At 53.4% G+C, this 23,704-nt stretch carries 14 protein-coding genes, 1 tRNA gene and 2 rRNA genes; 15 read left to right on the top strand and 2 right to left on the bottom strand.

The genetic code is table 11. The features are described from left to right. Window positions 1–48: 48 nt before the first annotated feature. From NYE24_RS16630 to NYE24_RS16595, 8 genes are all read left to right on the top strand, one after another. A complete protein-coding gene (locus NYE24_RS16630; protein ID WP_342479111.1) occupies window positions 49–915 on the top strand; it encodes a phosphatidylinositol-specific phospholipase C/glycerophosphodiester phosphodiesterase family protein in 867 nt (288 codons plus the stop codon). A gap of 166 nt (window positions 916–1,081) precedes the next feature. Further along, complete coding sequence (locus NYE24_RS16625) at window positions 1,082–1,789, top strand: heptaprenylglyceryl phosphate synthase (RefSeq protein ID WP_342479246.1); 708 nt, start codon at window positions 1,082–1,084, stop codon at window positions 1,787–1,789. Window positions 1,790–1,838: 49 nt separating this feature from the next. Next, a complete protein-coding gene (pcrA, locus tag NYE24_RS16620; protein WP_342479110.1) occupies window positions 1,839–4,208 on the top strand; it encodes a DNA helicase PcrA in 2,370 nt (789 codons plus the stop codon). Window positions 4,209–4,285: 77 nt separating this feature from the next. Continuing rightward, the gene (ligA, locus tag NYE24_RS16615; protein WP_342479109.1) at window positions 4,286–6,298 is read left to right on the top strand and encodes an NAD-dependent DNA ligase LigA; all 2,013 of its coding nucleotides are present in this window, start codon (window positions 4,286–4,288) and stop codon (window positions 6,296–6,298) included. Between the two features lie 178 nt (window positions 6,299–6,476). Further along, window positions 6,477–8,216, top strand: coding sequence for an alkaline phosphatase (locus NYE24_RS16610; protein WP_342479108.1), 1,740 nt, complete (start codon window positions 6,477–6,479; stop codon window positions 8,214–8,216). 12 nt (window positions 8,217–8,228) lie between these two features. Beyond that, entirely contained in the window at window positions 8,229–8,954 is a 726-nt protein-coding gene (locus NYE24_RS16605; protein WP_342479107.1) for an ABC transporter ATP-binding protein, read from the top strand. Then, window positions 8,951–10,195 carry an FtsX-like permease family protein gene (locus NYE24_RS16600; protein WP_342479106.1) on the top strand — a complete coding sequence of 415 codons (1,245 nt, stop codon included), beginning with the start codon at window positions 8,951–8,953 and terminating at the stop codon, window positions 10,193–10,195. The genes NYE24_RS16605 and NYE24_RS16600 overlap by 4 nt, the downstream gene beginning before the upstream one ends. A gap of 13 nt (window positions 10,196–10,208) precedes the next feature. After that, a complete protein-coding gene (locus NYE24_RS16595) occupies window positions 10,209–11,114 on the top strand; it encodes a hypothetical protein (protein WP_342479105.1) in 906 nt (301 codons plus the stop codon). Window positions 11,115–11,197: 83 nt separating this feature from the next. On the opposite strand, the gene NYE24_RS16590 is transcribed toward NYE24_RS16595, so the two are convergent. Next, the gene (locus NYE24_RS16590; RefSeq protein ID WP_036694774.1) at window positions 11,198–12,472 is read right to left on the bottom strand and encodes a molybdopterin-dependent oxidoreductase; all 1,275 of its coding nucleotides are present in this window, start codon (window positions 12,470–12,472) and stop codon (window positions 11,198–11,200) included. A gap of 181 nt (window positions 12,473–12,653) precedes the next feature. Here NYE24_RS16590 and NYE24_RS16585 point away from each other — a divergent pair, with 181 nt between their 5' ends. The 4 genes from NYE24_RS16585 (at window position 12,654) to NYE24_RS16570 (ending at window position 17,063) form a co-directional block, all read left to right on the top strand. Then, complete coding sequence (locus tag NYE24_RS16585) at window positions 12,654–13,361, top strand: response regulator transcription factor (RefSeq protein ID WP_342479104.1); 708 nt, start codon at window positions 12,654–12,656, stop codon at window positions 13,359–13,361. 18 nt (window positions 13,362–13,379) lie between these two features. Continuing rightward, window positions 13,380–14,486 carry a HAMP domain-containing sensor histidine kinase gene (locus tag NYE24_RS16580; protein ID WP_076161164.1) on the top strand — a complete coding sequence of 369 codons (1,107 nt, stop codon included), beginning with the start codon at window positions 13,380–13,382 and terminating at the stop codon, window positions 14,484–14,486. Between the two features lie 103 nt (window positions 14,487–14,589). Then, entirely contained in the window at window positions 14,590–15,219 is a 630-nt protein-coding gene (locus tag NYE24_RS16575) for a hypothetical protein (RefSeq protein ID WP_342479103.1), read from the top strand. Window positions 15,220–15,317: 98 nt separating this feature from the next. Further along, window positions 15,318–17,063, top strand: a complete 1,746-nt coding sequence (locus NYE24_RS16570; RefSeq protein WP_342479102.1) for a PBP1A family penicillin-binding protein — start codon at window positions 15,318–15,320, stop codon at window positions 17,061–17,063. A gap of 10 nt (window positions 17,064–17,073) precedes the next feature. On the opposite strand, the gene NYE24_RS16565 is transcribed toward NYE24_RS16570, so the two are convergent. Beyond that, on the bottom strand, window positions 17,074–18,324 hold the full coding sequence (locus tag NYE24_RS16565; protein WP_036694781.1) for an MFS transporter: 1,251 nt from the start codon (window positions 18,322–18,324) through the stop codon (window positions 17,074–17,076). Between the two features lie 425 nt (window positions 18,325–18,749). Between NYE24_RS16565 and NYE24_RS16560 the strand changes: the two genes are divergently transcribed. The 3 genes from NYE24_RS16560 to NYE24_RS16550 all read left to right on the top strand — a co-directional run bounded on the left by NYE24_RS16560 (window position 18,750) and on the right by NYE24_RS16550 (window position 23,653). Beyond that, window positions 18,750–20,310: ribosomal RNA gene (locus tag NYE24_RS16560) — 16S ribosomal RNA — on the top strand. 127 nt (window positions 20,311–20,437) lie between these two features. Further along, window positions 20,438–20,513, top strand: a tRNA-Ala gene (locus NYE24_RS16555). 211 nt (window positions 20,514–20,724) lie between these two features. Beyond that, window positions 20,725–23,653, top strand: a 23S ribosomal RNA gene (locus tag NYE24_RS16550). Together the 16S and 23S rRNA genes with 1 tRNA gene alongside form the textbook arrangement of a ribosomal RNA operon. Window positions 23,654–23,704: the final 51 nt, after the last annotated feature.

Raw genomic sequence — 23,704 nt, 5'->3', positions numbered from 1 at the left:
TTGTTTTTTTCAGCCGACCCTCTACTACTTGCAAAGGAGACTGCCATCATGAAGAGAACAAAGCTTATGGCTTCTATGATTATCATCGGGGCTGTTGCACTTCTGCTTGTACTGACGCTTGGAGGAAAAGAAAAAGAGCCGGCCACCGGCTTCGCAGCCCACAGGGTTATTGCCCATGCCATGGGCGGAATCAATGACAAGGCGTATACCAATACCAAGGATGCTTTTATTGCAAACTATGAGCAGGGGACCCGGATCTTTGAGGCAGACCTGCTGCTGACCAGTGATGAACAGCTCGTAGCCCGTCATGAATGGACTACAGGTATGAGTAAGAAGCTGGGTCAACAGGAGGTCCTTCCTCCTGAGAAGCAGGGAGAGGTGCTGACTCATGATGAAGTGATGAACAGCCCGGTGCTGGAGCTCTACTCTCCGCTCGATATTGAGAAAATCATCAATCTGATGGAGATCTACCCGGATACCTATATTGTAACGGACACGAAGGAGCTGGAGCCGCAGCAGGTAACGAAGCAATTTCAGCTCATTGTAGAAGCCGCCCGGAAGAAGGACCCGGCGCTGCTGGAGCGGATTGTTCCGCAGATTTACAGCCGGGAGATGCTGGAGGTTGTGAAGCAGGTGTACGCTTTTCCGGAAATAATCTATACCTTATACCAGACAGAGGACAGTGACGAGGTGGTCATTGAATTCGTCAAGCAGACCGGCGTGGACATCACGATGCCGACAACCAGGGCTACCAAGAGCTTCGTGCGTAACTTGAAAAAATCGGGTGCCAAAGTCTACGTGCATACCGTAAACGATGAGCAGGAGATTGTGGAGCTGTCCCGGCTGGGCGTCAACGGATTCTACACTGATTTTATCCCGGAAAATGATTTGAACCGGATCGAGGGTCTCCGCTGATCAAGGAGAAGGCTAAGGCGAATATGCGAAAAAATGTTCGCATTTTGTTCTCTTTTAAATTGACACCCCCCTTCGTGCTGACTTAGACTAGAGATACGGATTTTGCGTGCGCAGGAGTGTGTATATTCACTTAGATGAACAATGAGGATGGACAAAGATGAATGAGATGCGGCAAATGATCAGGCCATGGCGGCATGTATTCAAGCTGGACCCAGACCGTGTGCTTGGTGACAAGGAGCTGGACGCTGTGTGCCAGTCGGGAACCGATGCGATTATAGTCGGCGGCTCTACCGGCGTGACTTATGAGAATACAGTGAGTCTGCTTGCGAGAATCCGGCAGTATGACCTGCCTTGCGCGCTGGAGATCTCGGATCTGGAGGCCGCTGTGCCCGGTTTTGACCTGTATATGATTCCCATGGTGCTCAACACGGACGATACTTCATGGATTCTTGGCCATCACCGCCGGGCGATTGAACGCTTCGGCAGTCTGATCCCATGGGAATTTCTGCTGACAGAGGGCTATATTGTGCTGAATAGCGATTCCTCGGTAGCACGCCTGACCGGTGCGGACTGCTCGCTGGATGCGGCTGGTGCGGGAGCCTATGCGCAGATTGCAGACAAGCTGATGAACCTCCCGGTGGTCTATCTTGAATATAGCGGACGCTATGGAGATCTGGAGATTGTGCGCGAGGTCAGGGAAGTGGTTGAGCACAGCCAGCTTTTCTATGGCGGCGGAGTTACAGGTGCAGAGGAAGCCAAGCATGTAGCCGCGCTATGTGATACAGTAGTGGTCGGCAATATTATTTATAGTAATGTGGAACAAGCGCTGTTGACGGTCCAGGCTGTTCGGGATACCCCGCAGATGGACTGGTAGAGTTTATAGATCATGATATAGCTTATATTCAGAAAGGAGCATGTAACACATGCAACTTGTTAACATACAGGACGCCGTAAGCCGTCTGAATCCCCCGCAGCGTCAGGCTGTAGAAGCAACTGAAGGCCCCTTGCTGATCATGGCTGGCGCAGGCAGCGGCAAGACCCGCGTGCTGACCCACCGGATTGCCTGGTTGATTGCGAACCGTAAGGCACCGCCATGGGCGATTCTGGCGATTACGTTTACGAATAAGGCCGCCCGGGAGATGCAGGATCGGGTCTCCAAGCTGGTAGGGCCGGAAGGCCGGGATATCTGGGTATCCACTTTTCACTCGATGTGTGTACGGATTCTGCGGAAGGATATTGATCAGATCGGCTTCACCTCGAATTTCTCCATTCTGGATTCGACAGACCAGCTATCCGTTATCCGTAATTGTATGAAGGATCTGGATATCGATACCAAAAAGTTCGAGCCGAAGGCCATCCAGGCTGTTATTAGCACGAACAAGAATGAGTTGATCACACCGGCGCAGTATGAGCAGAAGGTCGGCGATTATTTTGAAGGCTTGGTTGCTAAAGTGTACACCAAATACCAGCACCGGCTGAGAAGCAACAACTCTCTGGATTTCGATGACCTGATTATGAAGACGATCGAGCTGTTCAAGGAGAAGCCGGATGTACTGGATTTCTATCAGAAGAAGTTCAAGTATATTCATGTCGATGAGTATCAGGATACAAACCGGGCGCAGTACATGCTCTGCCGGATGCTGGCTGAAGGCCATCACCGGATCTGCGTGGTAGGGGACAGTGACCAGTCCATCTACCGCTGGCGCGGGGCGGATATCTCGAACATTCTGAACTTCGAAGAGGATTACCCCGAAGCCCAGACGATTCTGCTGGAGCAGAATTACCGTTCCACCTCAAATATTCTGAATGCCGCCAACGGCGTGATTGCCCTCAATACGGGCCGCAAGCCCAAGAAGCTGTGGACCGACTCCGATGAAGGCGCGAAGATCAAGGTGTTCCGCGGTGACACTGAGCATGACGAAGGATATTTCGTCACCGGGGAGATCAGCAAGAATGTGAAGCAGGGACAGGCTTACCAGAATCATGCGATTCTGTACCGTACGAACGCCCAGTCCCGTGTAATAGAAGAAATTCTGATCAAATCGGATATTCCCTACCAGATTGTCGGGGGGATCAAGTTCTACGACCGTAAAGAAATTAAGGATCTGCTGGCGTACCTGCGCTTGTTATCCAATCCTGATGATGATATCAGCCTGACGCGGATTATCAATGTTCCGAAGCGCGGGCTGGGAGATACAACCGTTGGCAAGCTTGCGGCAGCGGCTGCTGCCCAGGGCGTGTCGATTTTCCGGGCGCTGCAGACGGTGGATGATCTCGGGTTCGCCGGACGGACCCGCAACACGCTGGTGGAATTCTACGATATGATCGAAGCGTTGCACCGGATGGTGGAATTCCTCTCGGTGACAGAGCTGACTGAGAAGATTCTCGAGCTGTCGCAGTACCGGCTTGAATTGCAGAATGAGAATACGCTGGAGTCCCGTTCACGCCTGGAGAACATTGACGAGTTCCTGTCTGTTACGATGGAGTTCGAGAAGAACAATGAAGACAAGTCGCTGGTCTCCTTCCTGACCGATCTGGCACTGATCGCGGATATCGACAGTGTGAACGATGAAGAGGAACGCAGCGATGCGGTGGTGCTGATGACGATGCACAGCGCGAAGGGGCTGGAGTTCCCGACCGTCTTCATCATCGGGATGGAGGAAGGGGTGTTCCCGCACAGCCGTGCCTTCCAGGACAATGATGAACTGGAAGAAGAACGCCGGCTGGCGTATGTGGGCATAACCCGTGCGGAGAAGCAGCTGTTCCTCAGCTGCGCACGGATGCGCACGTTGTTCGGGCGGACGAACGCGAATGCGCCGTCCCGCTTCCTGGAGGAGATTCCGGAGGAGCTGAAGGAAGATACGGTCCGGGAATCGGACCGCTTCCGGCGCGGAGGCGCGGAGGCAGGCGGTGCCTATGGCGGCCGCGGCTTCGGAGGAAGCGGAGGCAGCCGTGGGAACTTCGGCAGCCGCACCGCTGCTGCCGGGAACGCGCCGGGAGGCGGCGGGTCCGCCAGCTTCGGCAGCGGCAGTTCGGCAAGCGCGGTGCCTGGCGCGGGCCGTGTTGTGGTAACGACCGGAGGCGCGCAGCGCACGACGGGCGGAGCCGGGGCGGCTGCGGAGGCCGGAGGCTTCAAGGCAGGCGACAAGGTCTCCCACGGCAAATGGGGCATCGGCACCATTGTAGCCGTGAAGGGCAGCGGCAACGGTACGGAGCTGCAGATTGCCTTCCCGGCGCCGGTAGGCGTCAAGCGGCTGCTGGCCGGCTTTGCGCCGATCACCAAAGTTGAATAAATCAAGCTTGCGATTAACGGCAGTGCTTTTGGATCACGCTAACCGTAGGAAACCCATTTGACGGAGGGATGTGCCGGATGGATATTATGTTCACGATGGAAGAACTTGTCGCCGAGCTGAATCAGTACAATTATCACTACTATACGCTGGATGCCCCGCAGATCAGCGACAAGGAATATGATGTGCTCTACGATAAGCTGGTAGCATTGGAAGTGGAGAGCGGAATGGTATTGCCGCATTCTCCGACCCAGCGGGTAGGCGGGGAGCTGCTCAAGGGCTTCACACCGCACCGCCATCTGGCACCGCTGTGGAGTCTGGATAAGGCGCAGAACATTGAACAGCTTCGTACCTGGAACACCCGTGTGCTGAAGCTGGTGAATGATTATAACATCAAGAACCCGGACAATCCGCTGCCGGAGCCGTGTTATGCCGTGGAGCTGAAGTTCGACGGCTTGACGCTGAACCTGACCTATCGTGACGGGGCGCTTGTACAAGCAGCTACCCGCGGCAACGGGGTGACAGGTGAGGGGATTCTGGCTCAGGTGAAGACGATCAAGTCCGTTCCGCTGAATATCCCGTTCAAGGAAGGCGTTATTGAAGTGCAGGGCGAGGGGATTATGAACCTGTCTGTACTGGCGGATTATAATACCCGCGCAGCAGAGCCGCTGAAGAATGCACGCAATGGTGCGGCGGGCGCGCTGCGCAACCTGAATCCCAAGATGACTGCCGACCGCAGGCTGAATGCTTTCTTTTATAATGTGGGGTATGCAGAGGGCGTGAAGTTCGGCGATCATCAGGAGATGATGGATTTCCTGCGCAGCAACCGGTTCAAGGTTAACCCTTACCTCAACTACTTCAGCAATTTCGATGATGTGACCGAGCAGCTGGCAGAGATTGAAGAGAGCCGTTCCGGTCTGGATTATCTGATTGACGGAGCAGTGATTAAGGTCACGGACTTCCGCATCCGTGAGGCGCTGGGGTATACCGACAAGTTCCCGCGCTGGGCCGTTGCCTATAAATTCGAGGCGGAAGAGACCACAACCATTCTGGAATCCGTCAGCTGGAATGTCGGACGCACCGGCAAAGTGACTCCGCTCGCGCGGGTGGAGGCTGTAGAACTAGCCGGGGTTACGGTACAGAACTGCACCCTTAACAATGTGGGCGATATTGAGCGCAAGAATCTGAAGTTTGCACTGGGCACACGGGTGTTCATCCGCCGCTCCAATGATGTCATCCCGGAGATTCTGGGCAAGGTGACAGAAGAGAGTGATGGCGGGGAGATCCTATTCCCTGAGGAGTGTCCGGCCTGCGGGTTCCCGCTGGAGATGCGCGGTGCTCATCTGTTCTGCAATAACAAGCTTGACTGCAAGCCGCAGATTGTCAGCCGGATTACCCATTTTGCATCCAGAGATGCCATGGATATTGAGACGTTCAGTGAGAAGACGGCGGCTCAGCTGCATGAGGAACTTAGTGTACGGGAGCCTGCGGATCTGTATGAGCTAACCTTCGACCAGTTAGTGAAGCTGGAGCGGTTCGGGGAGAAGAAGGCGGCGAATCTGCTGAAGGCACTCGAAGACAGCAAAAGCAGAGATCTGGCATCCTTCCTCTATGCGCTTGGCATTCCTAATACCGGTAAAGCCACAACAAGAATGCTGGCAGACCATTACCGCAGCTTGGAAGCAGTCATGTCTGCTACAGCAGAGGAGCTGGCCGGGCTGCCGGATATCGGGGGAATTGTGGCGGAGAGCATCGTGAATTATTTTGCCGACCCGTTCGTAGTGGTTAGCATCGACCGCATGCGGGCGCTGGGGGTAGAGGCCAAGGGGGCTGGAGCTCCGCGTGTAGTTGCTACCAATTCCTACTTCAGCGGTTTAACCGTTGTACTGACAGGTACGCTGCACAAAATGACCCGCGAAGAAGCCGCTGAACGCCTGGAAGCTCTGGGAGCCAAGGTATCCGGCAGCGTCTCCAAGAAGACTGACCTGGTCATCGCCGGGGAGAAGGCGGGCAGCAAGCTGGCCAAGGCTCAGCAACTGGGGGTCAAGGTCATCGAAGATGAAGACGAGCTGATCCGCTTGCTGGAGTTGTAAGGTGAGAACGATCAATGGATAGAGTGTATACAGAGTCCTGTAACTCCTTTGCCTGACGGCGGAGGGGGACAGGGCTTTTTTTTGTACGTGTGAACACTTGATAATTTAATACAACTCCATACTTATTTTGACAGTTAGTTAATCTTTCCAAGGTAAGCTTGGGATTAGAACCGTCACAATGAGGAAGGGGTATATGATGAACAAGTTAATGAAGGGCATGATTGTTGGAGGATTGGCGGCAGCCGTAGTATCAGGAGCAACCCTTGCAGGTGCGGCCAAGAGCCCGGTGAATTCCGGGGGCGCTGCCAAGGCCCAGTCTAAGAATCTTATTGTTCTGATCGGCGACGGCATGGGCCCGGCCCAAGTGTCTGCGGCAAGATATTTTCAGCAATATACCAAGGGAGTCAAGCACCTGAACCTCGATCCATACTACGTGGGACAAGCTACTACATATGCAGACCGGGGAGAGGACAGCGGTAAAATCGTATCCGGGATCGTCACAGACTCCGCCTCTGCCGGTACTGCATTTGCTACAGGTCATAAAACCTATAACGCAGGCATCAGCGTCTCTAATGAGGATGTCTCGAGGCCCTTTGCTTCCATTATTGAAGCTGCCGAGAGCGTGGGCAAGGCCACAGGCCTTGTGACCACTGCCCGTATCACCCATGCCACACCAGCCGTGTATGCTTCCCATGTCCGTAACCGTGACAACGAATCGGCGATTGCCTCGCAGTATCTGGAGAGCGGAGTGGATGTGCTGATGGGCGGCGGGAAGCAGTTCTTCCTGACCAAGGAGGAGAAGGGCAAGCGTACAGATAAGAACCTGCTGCCTGACTTCAAAGCGAAAGGGTACACGGTAGTTGAGAATACCACCGCCTTAAATGCACTTACTTCCAAGAATACCAAGGTGTTAGGTTTGTTCGGTAACTCCCATGTGGCTTATACTCCAGACCGCACTCCGGAAATTCCGAGCCTGGCGGCGATGACCTCCAAGGCACTGAATATTCTGTCCGCCGATAAAGACGGCTTCGTTATGATGATTGAAGGCGGGCGTATCGACCATGCCGGTCATGCCAACGATCTGCCGACTATGGTGCAGGAAGCACTTGACTTCGACGCAGCCTTCAAGGCAGCTGTTGATTTTGCGAAGAAAAATGGCAACACCTCCGTAGTGGTTACGGCTGACCATGAGACAGGCGGCCTCTCACTCTCGCGTGACAATATCTATGAGATTAACATCGATCTGTGGAACAAGCAGAAGCACTCCTCCGAGAGTCTGGCAGCCGATCTTGAAGCCGCACAGGCACCGGAAGAGATTCGCAAGATCGTAACGGCAAACACCTGGATTACAGATCTGACGGATGAGGAAGTTACCCAGATTATGAATGGCGACGGTTCTTCGTACAAACGGGAAGGCGCATATAATGCAGTAATTTCCAAGCGTCTGCTGGTCGGCTGGTCGGGTCACGGCCACTCTGCGGTGGATGTTGGGGTGTGGGCGTATGGCCCGATTGCTGACAAGGTGAAGGGACAGATTGACAATACGCAGATCGCAACGGCAGGAGCAGGCATACTGGGAATTGATCTGAACAAACGTTCCGCAGAGCTGCAAGCGAAATATGTCTATCCGAAATTCAAAATCAGCCGCGACAATGAGGTGCTCTACCCGGCACAGGCACTGGTGAAGGCGCTTGGAGGAACCTATACAGGGAACACCTCTGCTGCCAAGCTGGCTTTTGGAAAGAATACGATCGACGTCGATCTGACAGGTAAAACAGCGAAGCTGAACAGCAAAGCGGCCGCATACACGGTGGATGTGGATAATAACGTACTCTACCTTCCTCTTAGTGCCTTCAACCAGTTGAAGGGTGCGACCTTAACCTGGGATGCGCTATCCGAACGTATTGTCCTCAGATAGGAGTGGCTATTATTGCTCCAGATTCAGAATGTAACCAAACAATTCAAAGTGGACGGCAGAGCTGTGCCGATTCTTGATATCCCGCTTTGGAAGGTTGAAAAGGGAGAGCGCGTAGCCATTACCGGACCCAGCGGGTCCGGTAAAAGCACGCTTTTGCACCTGATCAGCGGCATCATGCGTGCAGATGGCGGCAGAATTACCGTAAATGGACAGCCGCTTCACGAGTTAACTGAGGCGAAGCGCGATGCCTTCCGTGCTTCTGCTATCGGCTATGTGCTGCAGGACTTCCATCTGATTCCCTCGCTGACCGCGCGGCAGAATGTCGAGATTGCCATGACGGCCCGGCTTCCGCAAAAGGAGCGACGGCGTATAGTGGACGGCTGGCTGGAACAGGTGGGCCTGGGGGGCCGCGGAAGGCATCTGCCTTCCCAGCTCTCACGCGGGCAGCAGCAGCGCGTTGCCATTGTAAGAGCCATGGTCAATCACCCGCCGCTTCTGCTGGCAGATGAACCGACAGGCAGCTTGGACTGGGAGACGGCCGATGAGATATCCTCTCTGCTCTTGGAGCTTAGCGCAGCGCATGGACACACCTTAATCGTGGTAACCCATGACCTCAATATGGCTGAACGGTTTCCGCACCGCTTGAACATTCAGGATATCAACGAAGTGCACCGGGAGACATTCCCCCGGCAGCGGTCTTCGTTCAGCGGGATAGACAGGGAGGGGATTTCACTATGAGCCTGTTCCGGCTCACCCTCCGCAATGTGCTGCACCGGCGGTTCCTGTCTCTGCTTACCGTGTGCGCCGTGGCCATTACAGTGGCCTTTATTGTCTTGCTTGTTTTGTCCCGGCAGAGTGTAGAGCAGGGGGCCAAGAAAGGCTATGGCCCCTTTGATCTTGTCATAGGCGCAGCGGGCAGTGAGACACAGCTGGTACTCAATACCTTTTATCATATCGGCGCACCAACCGGGAATATCCCGCTTGCTGTGCTGGATGAGGCACGGCGTGACCCGTCCGTGGAAGCTGCCTTTGCGATGACTACAGGCGACAACTACAAGGGCTATCCAATTGTCGGGATAGATTCCGGGTACTTCTTCACCCGCTACGGCGGCAGCAGGCTAGAGGAAGGTAAGATGTATGCCGATACTGGCGATACGATTGTAGGCTCTTACGTCGCCCGGTCGCTGGGACTGAAGGTAGGCGATACTTTTGCGGGAGCGCATGGACTGGTGCAGGGAGAAGACCACGAATCCGCAGCTCCTGAGCATGAGGAGGGTCATGAGGAGGAGCATGCAGCCGGAGAATCAGGCGGGCATGCCCATGAGGATTTTCGGTATAGGGTAGCGGGGATTCTTCCAGAACTCCATACTCCGGATGACCGTGCGGTCTTTACAACGGTGGACTATGCCTGGGCTGTACATGGCCTGGCGCCTGAGGAGCGGGAGATTACGGCAGTGCTGGTTAAGCCGGCTAGTCTGCTGGGGGCCCATGATTTGAAGCAGGCGTTCGATGGCAGCGGCGGTGTTCAGGCGGTGTATACCAGCAAGGCCGTATCCGATGTGTTGAATGCAGTGGATCAGGGCTCCCGGCTGCTGGGGATGCTGACGGCTATATGTGTGCTGCTCGCAGGTATTGCGATTCTATTATCTCTTGTTGCAGCAGCCTCAGAGCGGACCAAGGATGTCGGAATACTGCGTCTTCTCGGAAAATCACGGGCCTACGTATGGCTCTCCCTGACCACAGAAGGCCTGCTCGTAACGGCAACCGGACTTATCGCGGGGCTTGTGACCGGTCATCTCGGAGCTTATCTGCTGAGGGACATGCTGTTCTCGCAGGCGGGCATTCAAATCGAGCCCTACCACTGGACACCGGAGCATTGGCTTATTGTGCTTGGGGCGCTGGCTATAGGTCTGCTGTCCTCGCTTGGACCAGCCTTCCGGATGTACCGGATGCATCCGCTCGCCTTGTTCAAATCATAGGAGGTACGTTCAATTGATACGACTACAAGGAAGACTGATTCTGCTGTCGGGAGCTGTGATAGGTCTGCTGCTGCTTCAGGCATGTGGCCAGAATACTGCTACCGAAGGCAACGGGGAATCCTTTGCAGCGGTGGCGGAAGCCTCGCAGAGCACTGCGGAAGTCACGGTGGAAGCTGAGTCGTCAGCATCCCCTTCCCCGCAGGCCATTGCTCCAGTTACCAGGGGCGGAGCTGCTGCGTCTGCTGTTCCATCCAAAGGTACGGATGCCGGATCCAAGGTGACGGTTACGTTCAAGCCGTCTCCATCGCCTGCTGCTGCACCTGTTGAGACGGCTTCCCGGAAGACCCCTGGGAAGACCGTAACTACTACTCCGAGTCCGGCAGCCTCATCTTCTGTACAAAGCCCCCGCCCAGCAGCAGCGTCTAAGGGTACCGAGGGAAGCGGCACTGGAGCAGAATCCGTCAAGGCGAAATCTGCTCCGGTATTGAGCGTGCCAACGTCACTGTCTCCGTCTGCGGCACCAGCGGCAACGGCTACAGTGGTTGCTGCCTCCACAGGGAATACAGCCATAGACTGGAACGGTTTTTTTGATGGAGACGATCAGACCCGGCCCTCAGAGCACTTCTGGGATCTTAGCGGTCAGCAGGTCACTATTAAGGGATTCATGGGCGAGGTCCTTTCTTTTGAGAAAAACTGGTTCCTGCTTATTCCCGAACCGGGTGCAGAGTGTCCGTTCGATAATGGGGATGAGACCTACTGGAACAAGATTATGATTGTGTTTGTTCCTGAAGGCAGTAAGCTCCGCCACACCTCAGGTCCGCTGGAAATATCGGGTCGCCTGGACGTTGGAATCAAGATTGACGAGTCCGGCTACAAAACCATGTTCCGCCTGTACGATGCTTCCTTCAAAAGCCTGTGATCCATTAAGCAAGAACAAAAAACCTCCAAATTCCCTAATTGGGAAAGGAGGTTTTTTAATTGGATAAAAGGCAGGAGCTGCAACTACACCCGCTTGGCACCCGGCAGCCAGGCATCTTTGTCATACCCCCGCTGTTCCCAATACCCGACATAATCTTCATTGATTAACTCAATGCGGTTCAGCCATTTAACCGATTTATAGGCATACATTTGCGGAGTAACGAGACGAACCGGTCCGCCGAGCTGATTGGGGATAGGTTTGCCATCGTGCATCACAGCCACCATGATATCGTCCATCCTTGCCTGATCCAGAGTGAGTGAGTCCGTATAGACACCGTCTCCCGAGTAGAACTTGACCATGACGGCCCCAGGCTGCACACCGGCCATATCGAGCAGCTTCGAGAGGGGGAGACCCTCCCATGTGTTTTTGTACACAGACCAGCCTGTCACGCAGTGGAAATCACTGACCTGCACCTCACGCTGCAGCTTAACGAACTCTTCCCAGTTCCAGCTCAGCTTCTTATCCACCAGGCCATCAATAGTAAAAGACCAGTTGGAGTTGTCGAACGCGGGAATGGCCGTGACCGTATATACCCGAAAGCTGCCCTCGGCTCCCCCGCCGATAGGAGGTGCAGATTCCGCCAGCGGAACAGGGTCAGGAATCAATGCATTGGCATTGGTTGCCGCATAGTCGGCTGTACCCGGAAACTGCAGGGATTTACCGATCCAGCGGACAAAAGTAGGGCCGAGCGTGACAGCAAGCCCGGCGCCTACCGCAACCTTAATGAACCCGCGGCGTGAATACATAGGCTGGGCTTCAGAAGGAGCCGCGCGCCGCGCCCGTTCTGCGTGAGAAGAGGTCTCTTTTACAGGTACAGCTTCTGCCACAATCGTGCGCTTCTTGGGCTCCTTCAGCCACTTCACCCGGGTAATGGAGTGATAGATGATTACGGGCAGGCCGACCCAGGTCAGCAGATCATGGATGAATAACGCAGTATTCGCTGCTCTCGGCCCGGCGAGCCTGAACTGCCAGAGTACAACCCCTGAGATCAGCCAGCCGATCAAAAGCGTCAGCACGAAGAGGACGTTGGCTTTTTGCGCAGGTTTACCCTTGAGCCGCTTCCAGTGCTTCGCTGCCAGTAGCAGATAATAGACTACAGGGATCAACAGCACCAGACCGAACACGATATGGCCCCACTTCAGCCACACTCTGCCTTCACCCAGCAGCTCTCTCCAGAAGCCGCCTACCAGCATCAGACCGCTAACGGCAAGGATTAAGACCAGCCAGGCATTCCACAAGTGAATCGAGACGAGCTTCTTGCCGTATCCTTTGCGGATGCCGGTCAATATTTTTTTCACCTGCAGTCCCTCCCTTGATGAATAAGTGTCCAATATCATATTAATTTAAGTTTTAACTAATTGTACCGCAAAAAAACACCGCTGAATAATATTATCCCGATCAAGCCTGACCGTATGGTTGCCTTCTCTGAACTTTTTCTTATAGACTAATGGAAAGAGCTAGGGAAAGGATTAAATGCCCATGAACCAAGAAACGATACTGCTGGTGGATGATGAAGTGGAGATTGTGGAACTGCTGGATATCTATTTTCGCAATGAGGGGTACCGGCTGCTTAAGGCATTTGATGGAAGAGAGGCGCTTGAATGCCTTGGCAAGGAAGAGGTGGATCTCATTATACTCGATGTGATGATGCCACACATGGATGGGATTGCCGCCTGCATGAAGATTCGTGAAGAGCGCAACATGCCGATTATTATGCTCTCCGCCAAGAATGCCGATATGGACAAAATCCTTGGACTCAGCATCGGTGCAGACGATTATGTGGGCAAGCCGTTTAATCCGCTGGAACTGGTGGCGCGGGCCAAATCGCAGCTGCGACGTTACCATAAATTGAATCGGGACACTTCTGCCAGAACGAATGAGCATGAACTGATCTTTGAAGATTTGCTGATAGATACACTTCGGCATGAGGTAAGTGTGGACAATCGCAAGGTGAAGCTGACACCCCGCGAGTTTTCTATCCTGGAACTTCTGACGCGGCATCAGGGACAGGTGCTCAGCATGGAGCAGATTTATCTGAAAGTGTGGAATGAGCCTTTTCTGGATGGTGGCAATACCGTGATGGTGCATGTCCGCAATATCCGCGACAAAATTGAGCTGGACGCAAAGCAGCCCCGTTATGTGCAGACCGTATGGGGCATTGGCTACAAACTGGATCATCCATCCTGAAAGCTGAGGGGAACTGTAGTGAACACCAAATATATAAGCACTATCCGCTGGAAGTTTATCTGGGCCTTTGTGCTGAGCATTTTGTCGGGGGCAGCTCTGCTTTTGGCTGGCTATCGGCTGGTCAATTCCTTAGTTTATCTTGAGCCGGCGGAGCCCTCCGCGCTGTACTCACTTACTTTGAAATGGATCATCAACCATATCGGTTCAGCGCCGCTGATGACTGCTGTCGGGATTGCCAGCTTTCTGATTTTCTTCTTCATCTATACGCGTAAAATCGTCTCGTACCTCGAAGAGATCACCAGCGGTATCCAGCAGATCACAAAGCTTGATGAATCGCACCGGATTGAGGTTCGAACGTCGGACGAGCTGGGGGTACTTGCAGAGAACATCAACATCATGTCTGAGCGGCTACAGCATTCGCTGCTGGAAGAACGCAAGGCTGTCGAGTCCAAAAACGAGCTGATTACCGGTGTATCGCATGATCTCCGCACTCCGTTGACCTCAGTTCTTGGTTTTTTGGAGTATATTGAGCAGGACCGCTGCCGGGAAGAGACGGAGATACGTTACTATGTAGGGATTGCCTATCAGAAGTCATTGGTGCTGCGCAAGCTGATTGACGACTTGTTTGAATACACGCGGGTTAACAGCAGCAGACTGCCGTTAGTGCTGGAACGGCTCGATCTCAAGGCATTTATGCGCCAGCTTGCGGAGGAATCGGTTCCGGCACTGACCCGTGAAGGCATGACTTATGAACTGCAGGATGATACCGAATCGTTGTGGATTGAAGCGGCTCCTTATGAATTGGTACGTGCGTATGAGAATCTGATTGCCAATGCGATCCGGTACGGGAAGGACGGGAAACGGCTTGTGATTGGACTCAGCTGTGAAGGTAACGATGCAGTTGTGCGGATCAGCAATTTCGGCGAGATGATTGCGGAGGGGGATCTTCCACATATTTTTGAGCGGTTCTACCGGGCGGAGCGCTCCAGATCGCAGATTACCGGGGGATCGGGATTAGGTCTGGCGATTGCCAAGGGAATTGTGGAAAGGCACCATGGGGAGATTACGGCTCACAGCACCAGATCCCGAACTGACTTTGTTACCCGATTTCCGGTATCCTCCTGACAATCTTCAGTATTTCTTAAGAAGTGGCAATGGTGTTTCTTAAGATTTAGCCGATATCCTTGGGCTATGGGATGAGACCCGGGGAGGCAGGAGAAATTGGCTGATGTCAAAAATACACACGATCCGCACACTTTACCTCTACATATTCTGCGGTAGCGCTCTGCTTAGTGCAGGGCTGTTGCTGCTTATGCGGGGGGTTTTTACTATGCTCTACTCCTGGTATACGCCAGAATCGGCTGCGCTGTTTGTCCGTTTCATGCATTGGATCATCAATCATATCGGTGCAAGACCGGCGGCTGTCATGATGTTCACCGTTGTATGTGCAGGGCTGTTCCTGCTCCGTTCACAAAAAGCAGCCAACGATACCACCGCGCTGCTGCGCGCCGCAGAACAACTGGCGGTTCACGGCTCCTGTGAGCTTACGGACCTTGAGGTACAATCGGGTGGGGAATTAAGACGGCTGGCTGCCAGTATGCGCCGGATTCATCAGGCCGGATTGCGGCCGGCAGCGGCTCCTGCACCGCAAATACAAATGCCGGAGCCGGATGCACAAGAGTTCATAGCGCTTATTTTACGGACACGGGCGTTGATCCGCACGCTGGAACAGACAGTGGCGGAGTCAGAGGAAGAGGTCTGTATTATCCCCGGTGCAGTTCTGCAGCATCTGGTGATGGCTAAGCACGAGGCGTTGGGACTGGAAAAGCTTCTGGAGAATTGGACTCGGCAGGTATGAGTATGGGAACAAGACGGAGATTCCTGCTACGTATTTGCTATACCGTTTTTGATCTGACAGTCATCCTTGCCATTCTTATGCTAGCAGGAATTATATATATGAGTCAGTATGGAAAGCTGGTGCTGGACCGTTATCCGGAGAAAATGATTTTACCGGAGTCAAGCGTCATTATGGCCTCTGACGGAACAGTGTTGCGGAGAATACCGCTGCCTGAAACGGGCTATCGAATCAAAGCAGGACTAGGAGAAATGCCGCAGCTGCTCATAGATACTTTCATTGCTGTAGAGGACCGCCGTTTTTACAGCCATAAAGGCCTGGACTACCAGGGAATAGCCCGTGCATTAGTCAATAATACCGTACGGATGGGGGTATCTGAGGGTGGAAGCAGCATCACCCAGCAGCTGGCAAGAGGGTTGTATCTGAACCGGGGGCAGAATCTGCTGCGTAAGCTGAACGAAGCCTCGATAGCATTGGCCCTGGAGAAGCAGTTATCGAAGGATGAGATTCTGCAGTTGTATCTCAATCAAATTTATATGGGACAAGGGCAATATGGGGTGAAATCTGCAGCGGAGCGTTATTTTGGTATAACTGATTTGAAGCATTTGGAGATCGGGCAGATCGCAACACTAGCGGCTATTCCTAAAGGACCCTCCATCTATAATCCGGTAGACAACATTGAATTGTCAGCAGGCAGACGGGATCTGGTCCTGCGGATTATGCAGCAGCACAAGCTGATAACAACCGAGCAGATGAGGGCAGCCATGACAGGCCCCTATATCCCACCAGTTAGGGACAAGACAGAGATCGTAGGGGCGTCGTATATGGATGCGGCGGTTAAGGAAGCAATGAGGCAGACAGGGTTATCGCAAAAGGAGCTGTACACAGGCGGATATACGCTGGTTACGGGAATGAATATTGAGGCGCAGCGTGCTATGGAGCTGGCATTCTCACAGGAGGAGGCATTTCCGCCGGATGGCAAAAACCAGAGAGCTGAAGCAGCTATGGTCATCATGGACCAGCATAACGGTGAAGTGGCTGCACTGTTGGGCGGGCGAAACCCGCGTACAGGCGGTCTGAACAGAGCCGTAACTCCTTCCCGGCAGCCAGGCTCCGCGCTCAAACCCATTATAGATTATGGGCCGGCGCTGGAGAGCGGGAAGTATACGCCGGACAGTCTCCTGCCTGACATTAAAACAACCTATGGCAGCTACAGTCCGGCTAATCTGAACGGTGTATATCGTGGGCAGGTGAGCATGAGGGTTGCCCTGCAGCAGTCCATTAATGCGCCAGCGGTATGGTTACTGAAGCAGGTGGGGGTCAGCCATGCCCGTGGGTTTGCCGCCAAGCTGGGAATAGAACTAGCTGCAGAAGACAACCATCTGGCCATTGCCCTTGGAGGTCTGCATAGCGGGGTTTCTCCGCTCATGATGGCTCAAGCCTACACCGTCTTTGCGAATGGAGGCATTCTTAACAAGGCGTATCTGGTGCGTAGTATCAGGAATTCGCAGAACCAGGTGGTGTATTCACATGTCGCTGCGCCGCAGCAAGCCATTTCGGTACGTACCGCAGCGGATATGACTGCCATGCTCCGTCAGGCAGTGAGTGACGGGACGGGCAGACGGGCGCGAATGAATGTTACAGTCGCCGGTAAGACAGGAACCACGCAGTTGGATCTGCCGGGAGTCCCCGGCAAGGCCAACAGGGATTTATGGTTTGTAGGCTATACCCCTAGATGGACTGCAGCGGTATGGATGGGCTTCGACCACTCTGATCCGGACAACTACATGACTGCCGGCAGCGGGCTTGCGGCTGCTATGTTCGCCAAGGTTCTCTCCATGCTATGAATAGATTTGCTTATTCCGCTGCCCATTCCTCGAGCTTCTTGTCACCAGGCAGCAGCAGAGCCAACAGGCCGAGCAGCGGCAGGAAGCCGCAGGCCACGAACACCGTGGCGATTCCGATCGTGTCGATCAGATGCCCGATTACGACAGAGCCAATTCCGCCAAGCCCGAAGGCAAGGCCGGTAATTAGACCCGAGACCGTACCGATATTGCCTGGATACAGCATCTGCGCGTAGATAACCGTGACGGAGAAGCTGGATAGTAGAATGAACCCGGAGATAATCAGCAGGACGGCCGCCCAGAACTGGTTCACAAAAGGCAGGGCCAGCGCAAACGGCACCGTCCCGATCATCGAGACCAGAATAAGATTGCGGCGGCCGAAGCGGTCTGCGAGCGGGCCCCCGAAGAAAGTGCCGACAGCGCCGGCAGCGAGATAGATGAAGATATAGATCTGTGCCTTATCCAGCGTCATCCCGTATTTGTCCATTAAGTAGAAGGCATAATACCCGCCGATAGAGGCGCCGTACCAGGATCGCACGAATACGATGAAGACCAGAATAACCGTTGTAATCAGAATACGTTTGCTGCGGGCAGGGTCGATGGAGCGGGCAGCTGATTTTTTACGGAAGGTGTATCCGGCATCCAGCATCTCACGGTACCAGCGGGCCACATAGGCTTGGATGGCTACTCCGGCAGCGGCGATAACGGTGAAGCCGAGAGCACCCATCTGACCGAAGGGAATGAATACCCACTTCATTAATAGAGGACCCAAAGCCTGGCCGGCGTTTCCGCCCACCTGGAATATGGATTGCGACAGCCCCTTGCGCTGACCGGCGGCCATATGAGCCACGCGCATGCCTTCCGGATGGAACGCAGCTGATCCGAAGCCCACCAGCATTACGGACACAATCACTAATACATAATTACCGGCAAAAGCCAGCAGGAACACTCCGGCAAAGGTACAGCACATCCCCAGCGGCAGCAGGATCGGACGCGGCTTACGGTCAGCGGCGAAGCCGATAATAGGCTGTATTACCGAAGAGGTAAGGTTCAGCGCGAACGCTATCCAGCCGATCTGGGCATAGGAGAGTACCAGGTTATCTTTCAGTACAGGGAACATCGCCGGAATCAATGCCTGAATGGAATCGTTGAATAAATGAACAAAGCTGACGGCGAGCAAAATGCGGTAGATGGTAGCCTGCTGCAGATTGCGTGATTCCCCCAGAGGGACGGGGGGAGCTTGAGGCAGGGTCTTGTTGGACATTTGAACTCCTTTCAGGAACAGCTAATAAGTTAGTTATCTTTGGATATGAAGATAAATTCTATTGTAGCGACAAATGAAGTATTATGGGAATCAATTTGTGCAGGGCAGTGGTCAACTATTCATTATTAACTCAAAAAAAGCAGAGTTTAATCCTATTGTAAAAAAAGACTTGCAAACGGTTAGAGAGCATGATATATTATCTCTTGTGCTTATGAGACATCGACGCTAAATTGAGCGGCGGAAGAAAAATAAGTTGACAACAAACGTAATAAAATGATATGATCTAATTCCTGTGCAAGAGACATAACGTTGAAATGCCGGGAGCAAGTTCTTTGAAAACTGAACAAATGGAACGCTTTAATTTTTACAAGATTCATTCAATGAATCGTCAGTTTCAAAATGAGCAATCGCTCTTTCTAAATACCAATTTGGAGAGTTTGATCCTGGCTCAGGACGAACGCTGGCGGCGTGCCTAATACATGCAAGTCGAGCGGAGTTTGAAAGGAAGCTTGCTTCCTTTCAAACTTAGCGGCGGACGGGTGAGTAACACGTAGGCAACCTGCCCTCAAGCCTGGGATAACTACCGGAAACGGTAGCTAATACCGGATAATTTCTTTTTTCTCCTGAGGAGAGAATGAAAGGCGGAGCAATCTGCTGCTTGGGGATGGGCCTGCGGCGCATTAGCTAGTTGGTGGGGTAACGGCCCACCAAGGCGACGATGCGTAGCCGACCTGAGAGGGTGAACGGCCACACTGGGACTGAGACACGGCCCAGACTCCTACGGGAGGCAGCAGTAGGGAATCTTCCGCAATGGGCGCAAGCCTGACGGAGCAACGCCGCGTGAGTGATGAAGGTTTTCGGATCGTAAAGCTCTGTTGCCAGGGAAGAACGTCCGGTAGAGTAACTGCTGCCGGAGTGACGGTACCTGAGAAGAAAGCCCCGGCTAACTACGTGCCAGCAGCCGCGGTAATACGTAGGGGGCAAGCGTTGTCCGGAATTATTGGGCGTAAAGCGCGCGCAGGCGGTTATTTAAGTCTGGTGTTTAAACCTTGGGCTCAACCTGAGGTCGCACTGGAAACTGGGTGACTTGAGTACAGAAGAGGAAAGTGGAATTCCACGTGTAGCGGTGAAATGCGTAGATATGTGGAGGAACACCAGTGGCGAAGGCGACTTTCTGGGCTGTAACTGACGCTGAGGCGCGAAAGCGTGGGGAGCAAACAGGATTAGATACCCTGGTAGTCCACGCCGTAAACGATGAGTGCTAGGTGTTAGGGGTTTCGATACCCTTGGTGCCGAAGTTAACACAGTAAGCACTCCGCCTGGGGAGTACGGTCGCAAGACTGAAACTCAAAGGAATTGACGGGGACCCGCACAAGCAGTGGAGTATGTGGTTTAATTCGAAGCAACGCGAAGAACCTTACCAGGTCTTGACATCCAACTAACGAAGCAGAGATGCATCAGGTGCCCTTCGGGGAAAGTTGAGACAGGTGGTGCATGGTTGTCGTCAGCTCGTGTCGTGAGATGTTGGGTTAAGTCCCGCAACGAGCGCAACCCTTGACTTTAGTTGCCAGCAGGTTAAGCTGGGCACTCTAGAGTGACTGCCGGTGACAAACCGGAGGAAGGTGGGGATGACGTCAAATCATCATGCCCCTTATGACCTGGGCTACACACGTACTACAATGGCCGGTACAACGGGAAGCGAAGCCGCGAGGTGGAGCCAATCCCAGCAAAGCCGGTCTCAGTTCGGATTGCAGGCTGCAACTCGCCTGCATGAAGTCGGAATTGCTAGTAATCGCGGATCAGCATGCCGCGGTGAATACGTTCCCGGGTCTTGTACACACCGCCCGTCACACCACGAGAGTTTACAACACCCGAAGTCGGTGGGGTAACCCGCAAGGGAGCCAGCCGCCGAAGGTGGGGTAGATGATTGGGGTGAAGTCGTAACAAGGTAGCCGTATCGGAAGGTGCGGCTGGATCACCTCCTTTCTATGGAGAATCGTCTTCTGCAACGAAGACATTCAAATAAAAGTCTTCAGGAAGTTAACTTCCTGAAGCAGGCTTTACTTCGTAAAGCCTTGAGCGTTTCCATTTGTTCGGTTTTGATGGAATTTGCGGGGCCATAGCTCAGCTGGGAGAGCGCCTGCCTTGCAAGCAGGAGGTCAGCGGTTCGATCCCGCTTGGCTCCACCAACAAACTTCATCTATTTGTCATGTCTGAAATACTGGATACAACTTGATCCTTGAAAACTGGATACCGAAACGAATTTGCGTTTTAGAACATTCCTTTAAGTTGAACTTGTGTAAACAAGTTTTAAATTAATGGCGATGCTACGATGATCTAGATGGAAATACAGGCGTTGAAGAAATTCATTGTCCGATATTTTCCTGACGGAACAATCGAGGTTAAGCTACTAAGAGCACACGGAGGATGCCTAGGCGCCAGGAGCCGACGAAGGACGTGGCGAACAACGAAACTGCCTCGGGGAGCTGTAAGCAAGCTTTGATCCGGGGGTGTCCGAATGGGGAAACCCAGCTGTGGTAATTCGCAGTTACTCATTTCTGAATACATAGGAAATGCAGAGGCAGACCAGGGGAACTGAAACATCTAAGTACCCTGAGGAAGAGAAAACAATAGTGATTCCGTCAGTAGCGGCGAGCGAACGCGGAACAGCCTAAACCAAGGGGCTTGCCTCTTGGGGTTGTGGGACGTCTCACATGGAGTTACAAAGGAATATGGTAGGCGAAGAGGTCTGGAAAGGCCCGCGATAGAGGTAAAAGCCCTGTAGCCTAAACTGTGTTCTCTCCGAGACGGATCCCGAGTAGTGCGGGGCACGTGAAACCCCGTATGAATCCAGCAGGACCATCTGCTAAGGCTAAATACTACCTGGCGACCGATAGTGAAACAGTACCGTGAGGGAAAGGTGAAAAGCACCCCGGAAGGGGAGTGAAATAGAACCTGAAACCGTGTGCTTACAAAAAGTCAGAGCCCTTTCTATGGGTGATGGCGTGCCTTTTGTAGAATGAACCGGCGAGTTACGTTTAACATGCAAGGTTAAGGTGAGAAGCCGGAGCCGCAGCGAAAGCGAGTCTGAATAGGGCGACTCAGTATGTGGACGTAGACCCGAAACCGTGTGATCTACCCCTGTCCAGGGTGAAGGTGCGGTAACACGCACTGGAGGCCCGAACCCACGCATGTTGAAAAATGCGGGGATGAGGTGGGGGTAGCGGAGAAATTCCAATCGAACTCGGAGATAGCTGGTTCTCCCCGAAATAGCTTTAGGGCTAGCCTCGGTGAATGGAGTGGTGGAGGTAGAGCACTGATTGGGTGCGGGGCCCGCAAGGGTTACCAAGCTCAGTCAAACTCCGAATGCCATTAACTTCTTGCCGGGAGTCAGACAGTGAGTGCTAAGATCCATTGTCAAAAGGGAAACAGCCCAGACCATCAGCTAAGGTCCCCAAGTGTGTGTTAAGTGGGAAAGGATGTGGAGTTGCACAGACAACCAGGATGTTGGCTTAGAAGCAGCCACCATTGAAAGAGTGCGTAATAGCTCACTGGTCGAGTGACTCTGCGCCGAAAATGTAACGGGGCTAAACACACCACCGAAGCTATGGCTAGATGCTTTGCATCTGGGGTAGGGGAGCGTTGTATGTGGGTTGAAGGTGTACCGTAAGGAGCGCTGGACAGCATACAAGTGAGAATGCCGGTATGAGTAACGAAAAGATCAGTGAGAATCTGATCCGCCGAAAGCCCAAGGTTTCCTGAGGAAGGCTCGTCCGCTCAGGGTAAGTCGGGACCTAAGGCGAGGCCGAAAGGCGTAGTCGAAGGACAACAGTTTGAAATTACTGTACCACCGTAATCCGCTATGAGCGATGGGGTGACGCAGGAGGGTAGTGACGCGGACTGATGGATGTCCGTCTAAGCAGTGAGGCTGGTGTGTAGGCAAATCCGCACACTATTAAGGCCAGGCTGTGATGGGGAGCGAAAATTATAGTAGCGAAGGTCATGATCTCACACTGCCAAGAAAAGCCTCTAGCCAGGAGAAGGTGCCCGTACCGCAAACCGACACAGGTAGGCGAGAAGAGAATTCTAAGGCGCGCGGAAGAACTCTCGTTAAGGAACTCGGCAAAATGACCTCGTAACTTCGGGAGAAGAGGTGCCTCGGTAGGGTGAATAGCCCGAGGGGGCCGCAGTGAAAAGGCCCAAGCGACTGTTTAGCAAAAACACAGGTCTGTGCGAAGCCGTAAGGCGAAGTATACGGGCTGACGCCTGCCCGGTGCTGGAAGGTTAAGGGGAGTGGTTAGGGGTTAAACCCGAAGCTGTGAACCGAAGCCCCAGTAAACGGCGGCCGTAACTATAACGGTCCTAAGGTAGCGAAATTCCTTGTCAGGTAAATTCTGACCCGCACGAATGGCGTAACGACTTGGGCGCTGTCTCAACGAGAGATCCGGTGAAATTTTAATACCTGTGAAGATGCAGGTTACCCGCGACAAGACGGAAAGACCCCATGGAGCTTTACTGCAGCTTGATATTGAATTTGGGTACGATCTGTACAGGATAGGTGGGAGCCGTTGAGGCAGGAGCGCAAGCTTCTGCGGAGGCGCCGTTGGGATACCACCCTGATCGTATCTAGGTTCTAACCTAGTACCGTAACCCGGTACGGGGACCGTGTCAGGCGGGCAGTTTGACTGGGGCGGTCGCCTCCTAAAGAGTAACGGAGGCGTTCAAAGGTTCCCTCAGAATGGTTGGAAATCATTCGCAGAGTGCAAAGGCATAAGGGAGCTTGACTGCGAGACCTACAAGTCGAGCAGGGACGAAAGTCGGACTTAGTGATCCGGTGGTACCGCATGGAAGGGCCATCGCTCAACGGATAAAAGCTACCCTGGGGATAACAGGCTTATCTCCCCCAAGAGTCCACATCGACGGGGAGGTTTGGCACCTCGATGTCGGCTCATCGCATCCTGGGGCTGAAGTAGGTCCCAAGGGTTGGGCTGTTCGCCCATTAAAGCGGTACGCGAGCTGGGTTCAGAACGTCGTGAGACAGTTCGGTCCCTATCTGTCGTGGGCGCAGGAAATTTGAGAGGAGCTGTCCTTAGTACGAGAGGACCGGGATGGACGTACCGCTGGTGCATCAGTTGTTCCGCCAGGAGCATGGCTGAGTAGCTACGTACGGACGGGATAAGCGCTGAAAGCATCTAAGCGTGAAGCCCCCCTCAAGATGAGATTTCCCAGTATGTAAGACCCCTTGAAGACGACGAGGTAGATAGGTTGGAGGTGGAAGTGCAGCAATGCATGGAGCTGACCAATACTAATCGGTCGAGGGCTTATCCAAATTTCTAACACGCAGATTCGTTTCGGATTCAGTTTTCAGGAATCAAGTTCC

The sequence above is a fragment of the Paenibacillus sp. FSL H7-0350 genome, from assembly GCF_038593195.1.
Lineage (GTDB): Bacteria > Bacillota > Bacilli > Paenibacillales > Paenibacillaceae > Paenibacillus_AQ.
Note: the sequence above shows the minus strand (reverse complement) of the source record. Positions and strands in the feature narration are given on the sequence as shown.

Excerpts from the sequence above, each read along its gene's own strand:
- NYE24_RS16630 (WP_342479111.1), top strand. The coding sequence starts at position 49 with ATGAAGAGAACAAAGCTTATGGCTTCTATGATTATCATCGGGGCTGTT.
- NYE24_RS16625 (WP_342479246.1), top strand. The coding sequence starts at position 1,082 with ATGCGGCAAATGATCAGGCCATGGCGGCATGTATTCAAGCTGGACCCA.
- pcrA (WP_342479110.1), top strand. The coding sequence starts at position 1,839 with ATGCAACTTGTTAACATACAGGACGCCGTAAGCCGTCTGAATCCCCCG.
- ligA (WP_342479109.1), top strand. The coding sequence starts at position 4,286 with ATGGATATTATGTTCACGATGGAAGAACTTGTCGCCGAGCTGAATCAG.
- NYE24_RS16610 (WP_342479108.1), top strand. The coding sequence starts at position 6,477 with ATGAGGAAGGGGTATATGATGAACAAGTTAATGAAGGGCATGATTGTT.
- NYE24_RS16600 (WP_342479106.1), top strand. The coding sequence starts at position 8,951 with ATGAGCCTGTTCCGGCTCACCCTCCGCAATGTGCTGCACCGGCGGTTC.
- NYE24_RS16585 (WP_342479104.1), top strand. The coding sequence starts at position 12,654 with ATGAACCAAGAAACGATACTGCTGGTGGATGATGAAGTGGAGATTGTG.
- NYE24_RS16575 (WP_342479103.1), top strand. The coding sequence starts at position 14,590 with ATGTCAAAAATACACACGATCCGCACACTTTACCTCTACATATTCTGC.
- NYE24_RS16570 (WP_342479102.1), top strand. The coding sequence starts at position 15,318 with ATGAGTCAGTATGGAAAGCTGGTGCTGGACCGTTATCCGGAGAAAATG.
- NYE24_RS16565 (WP_036694781.1), bottom strand. The coding sequence starts at position 18,324 with ATGTCCAACAAGACCCTGCCTCAAGCTCCCCCCGTCCCTCTGGGGGAA.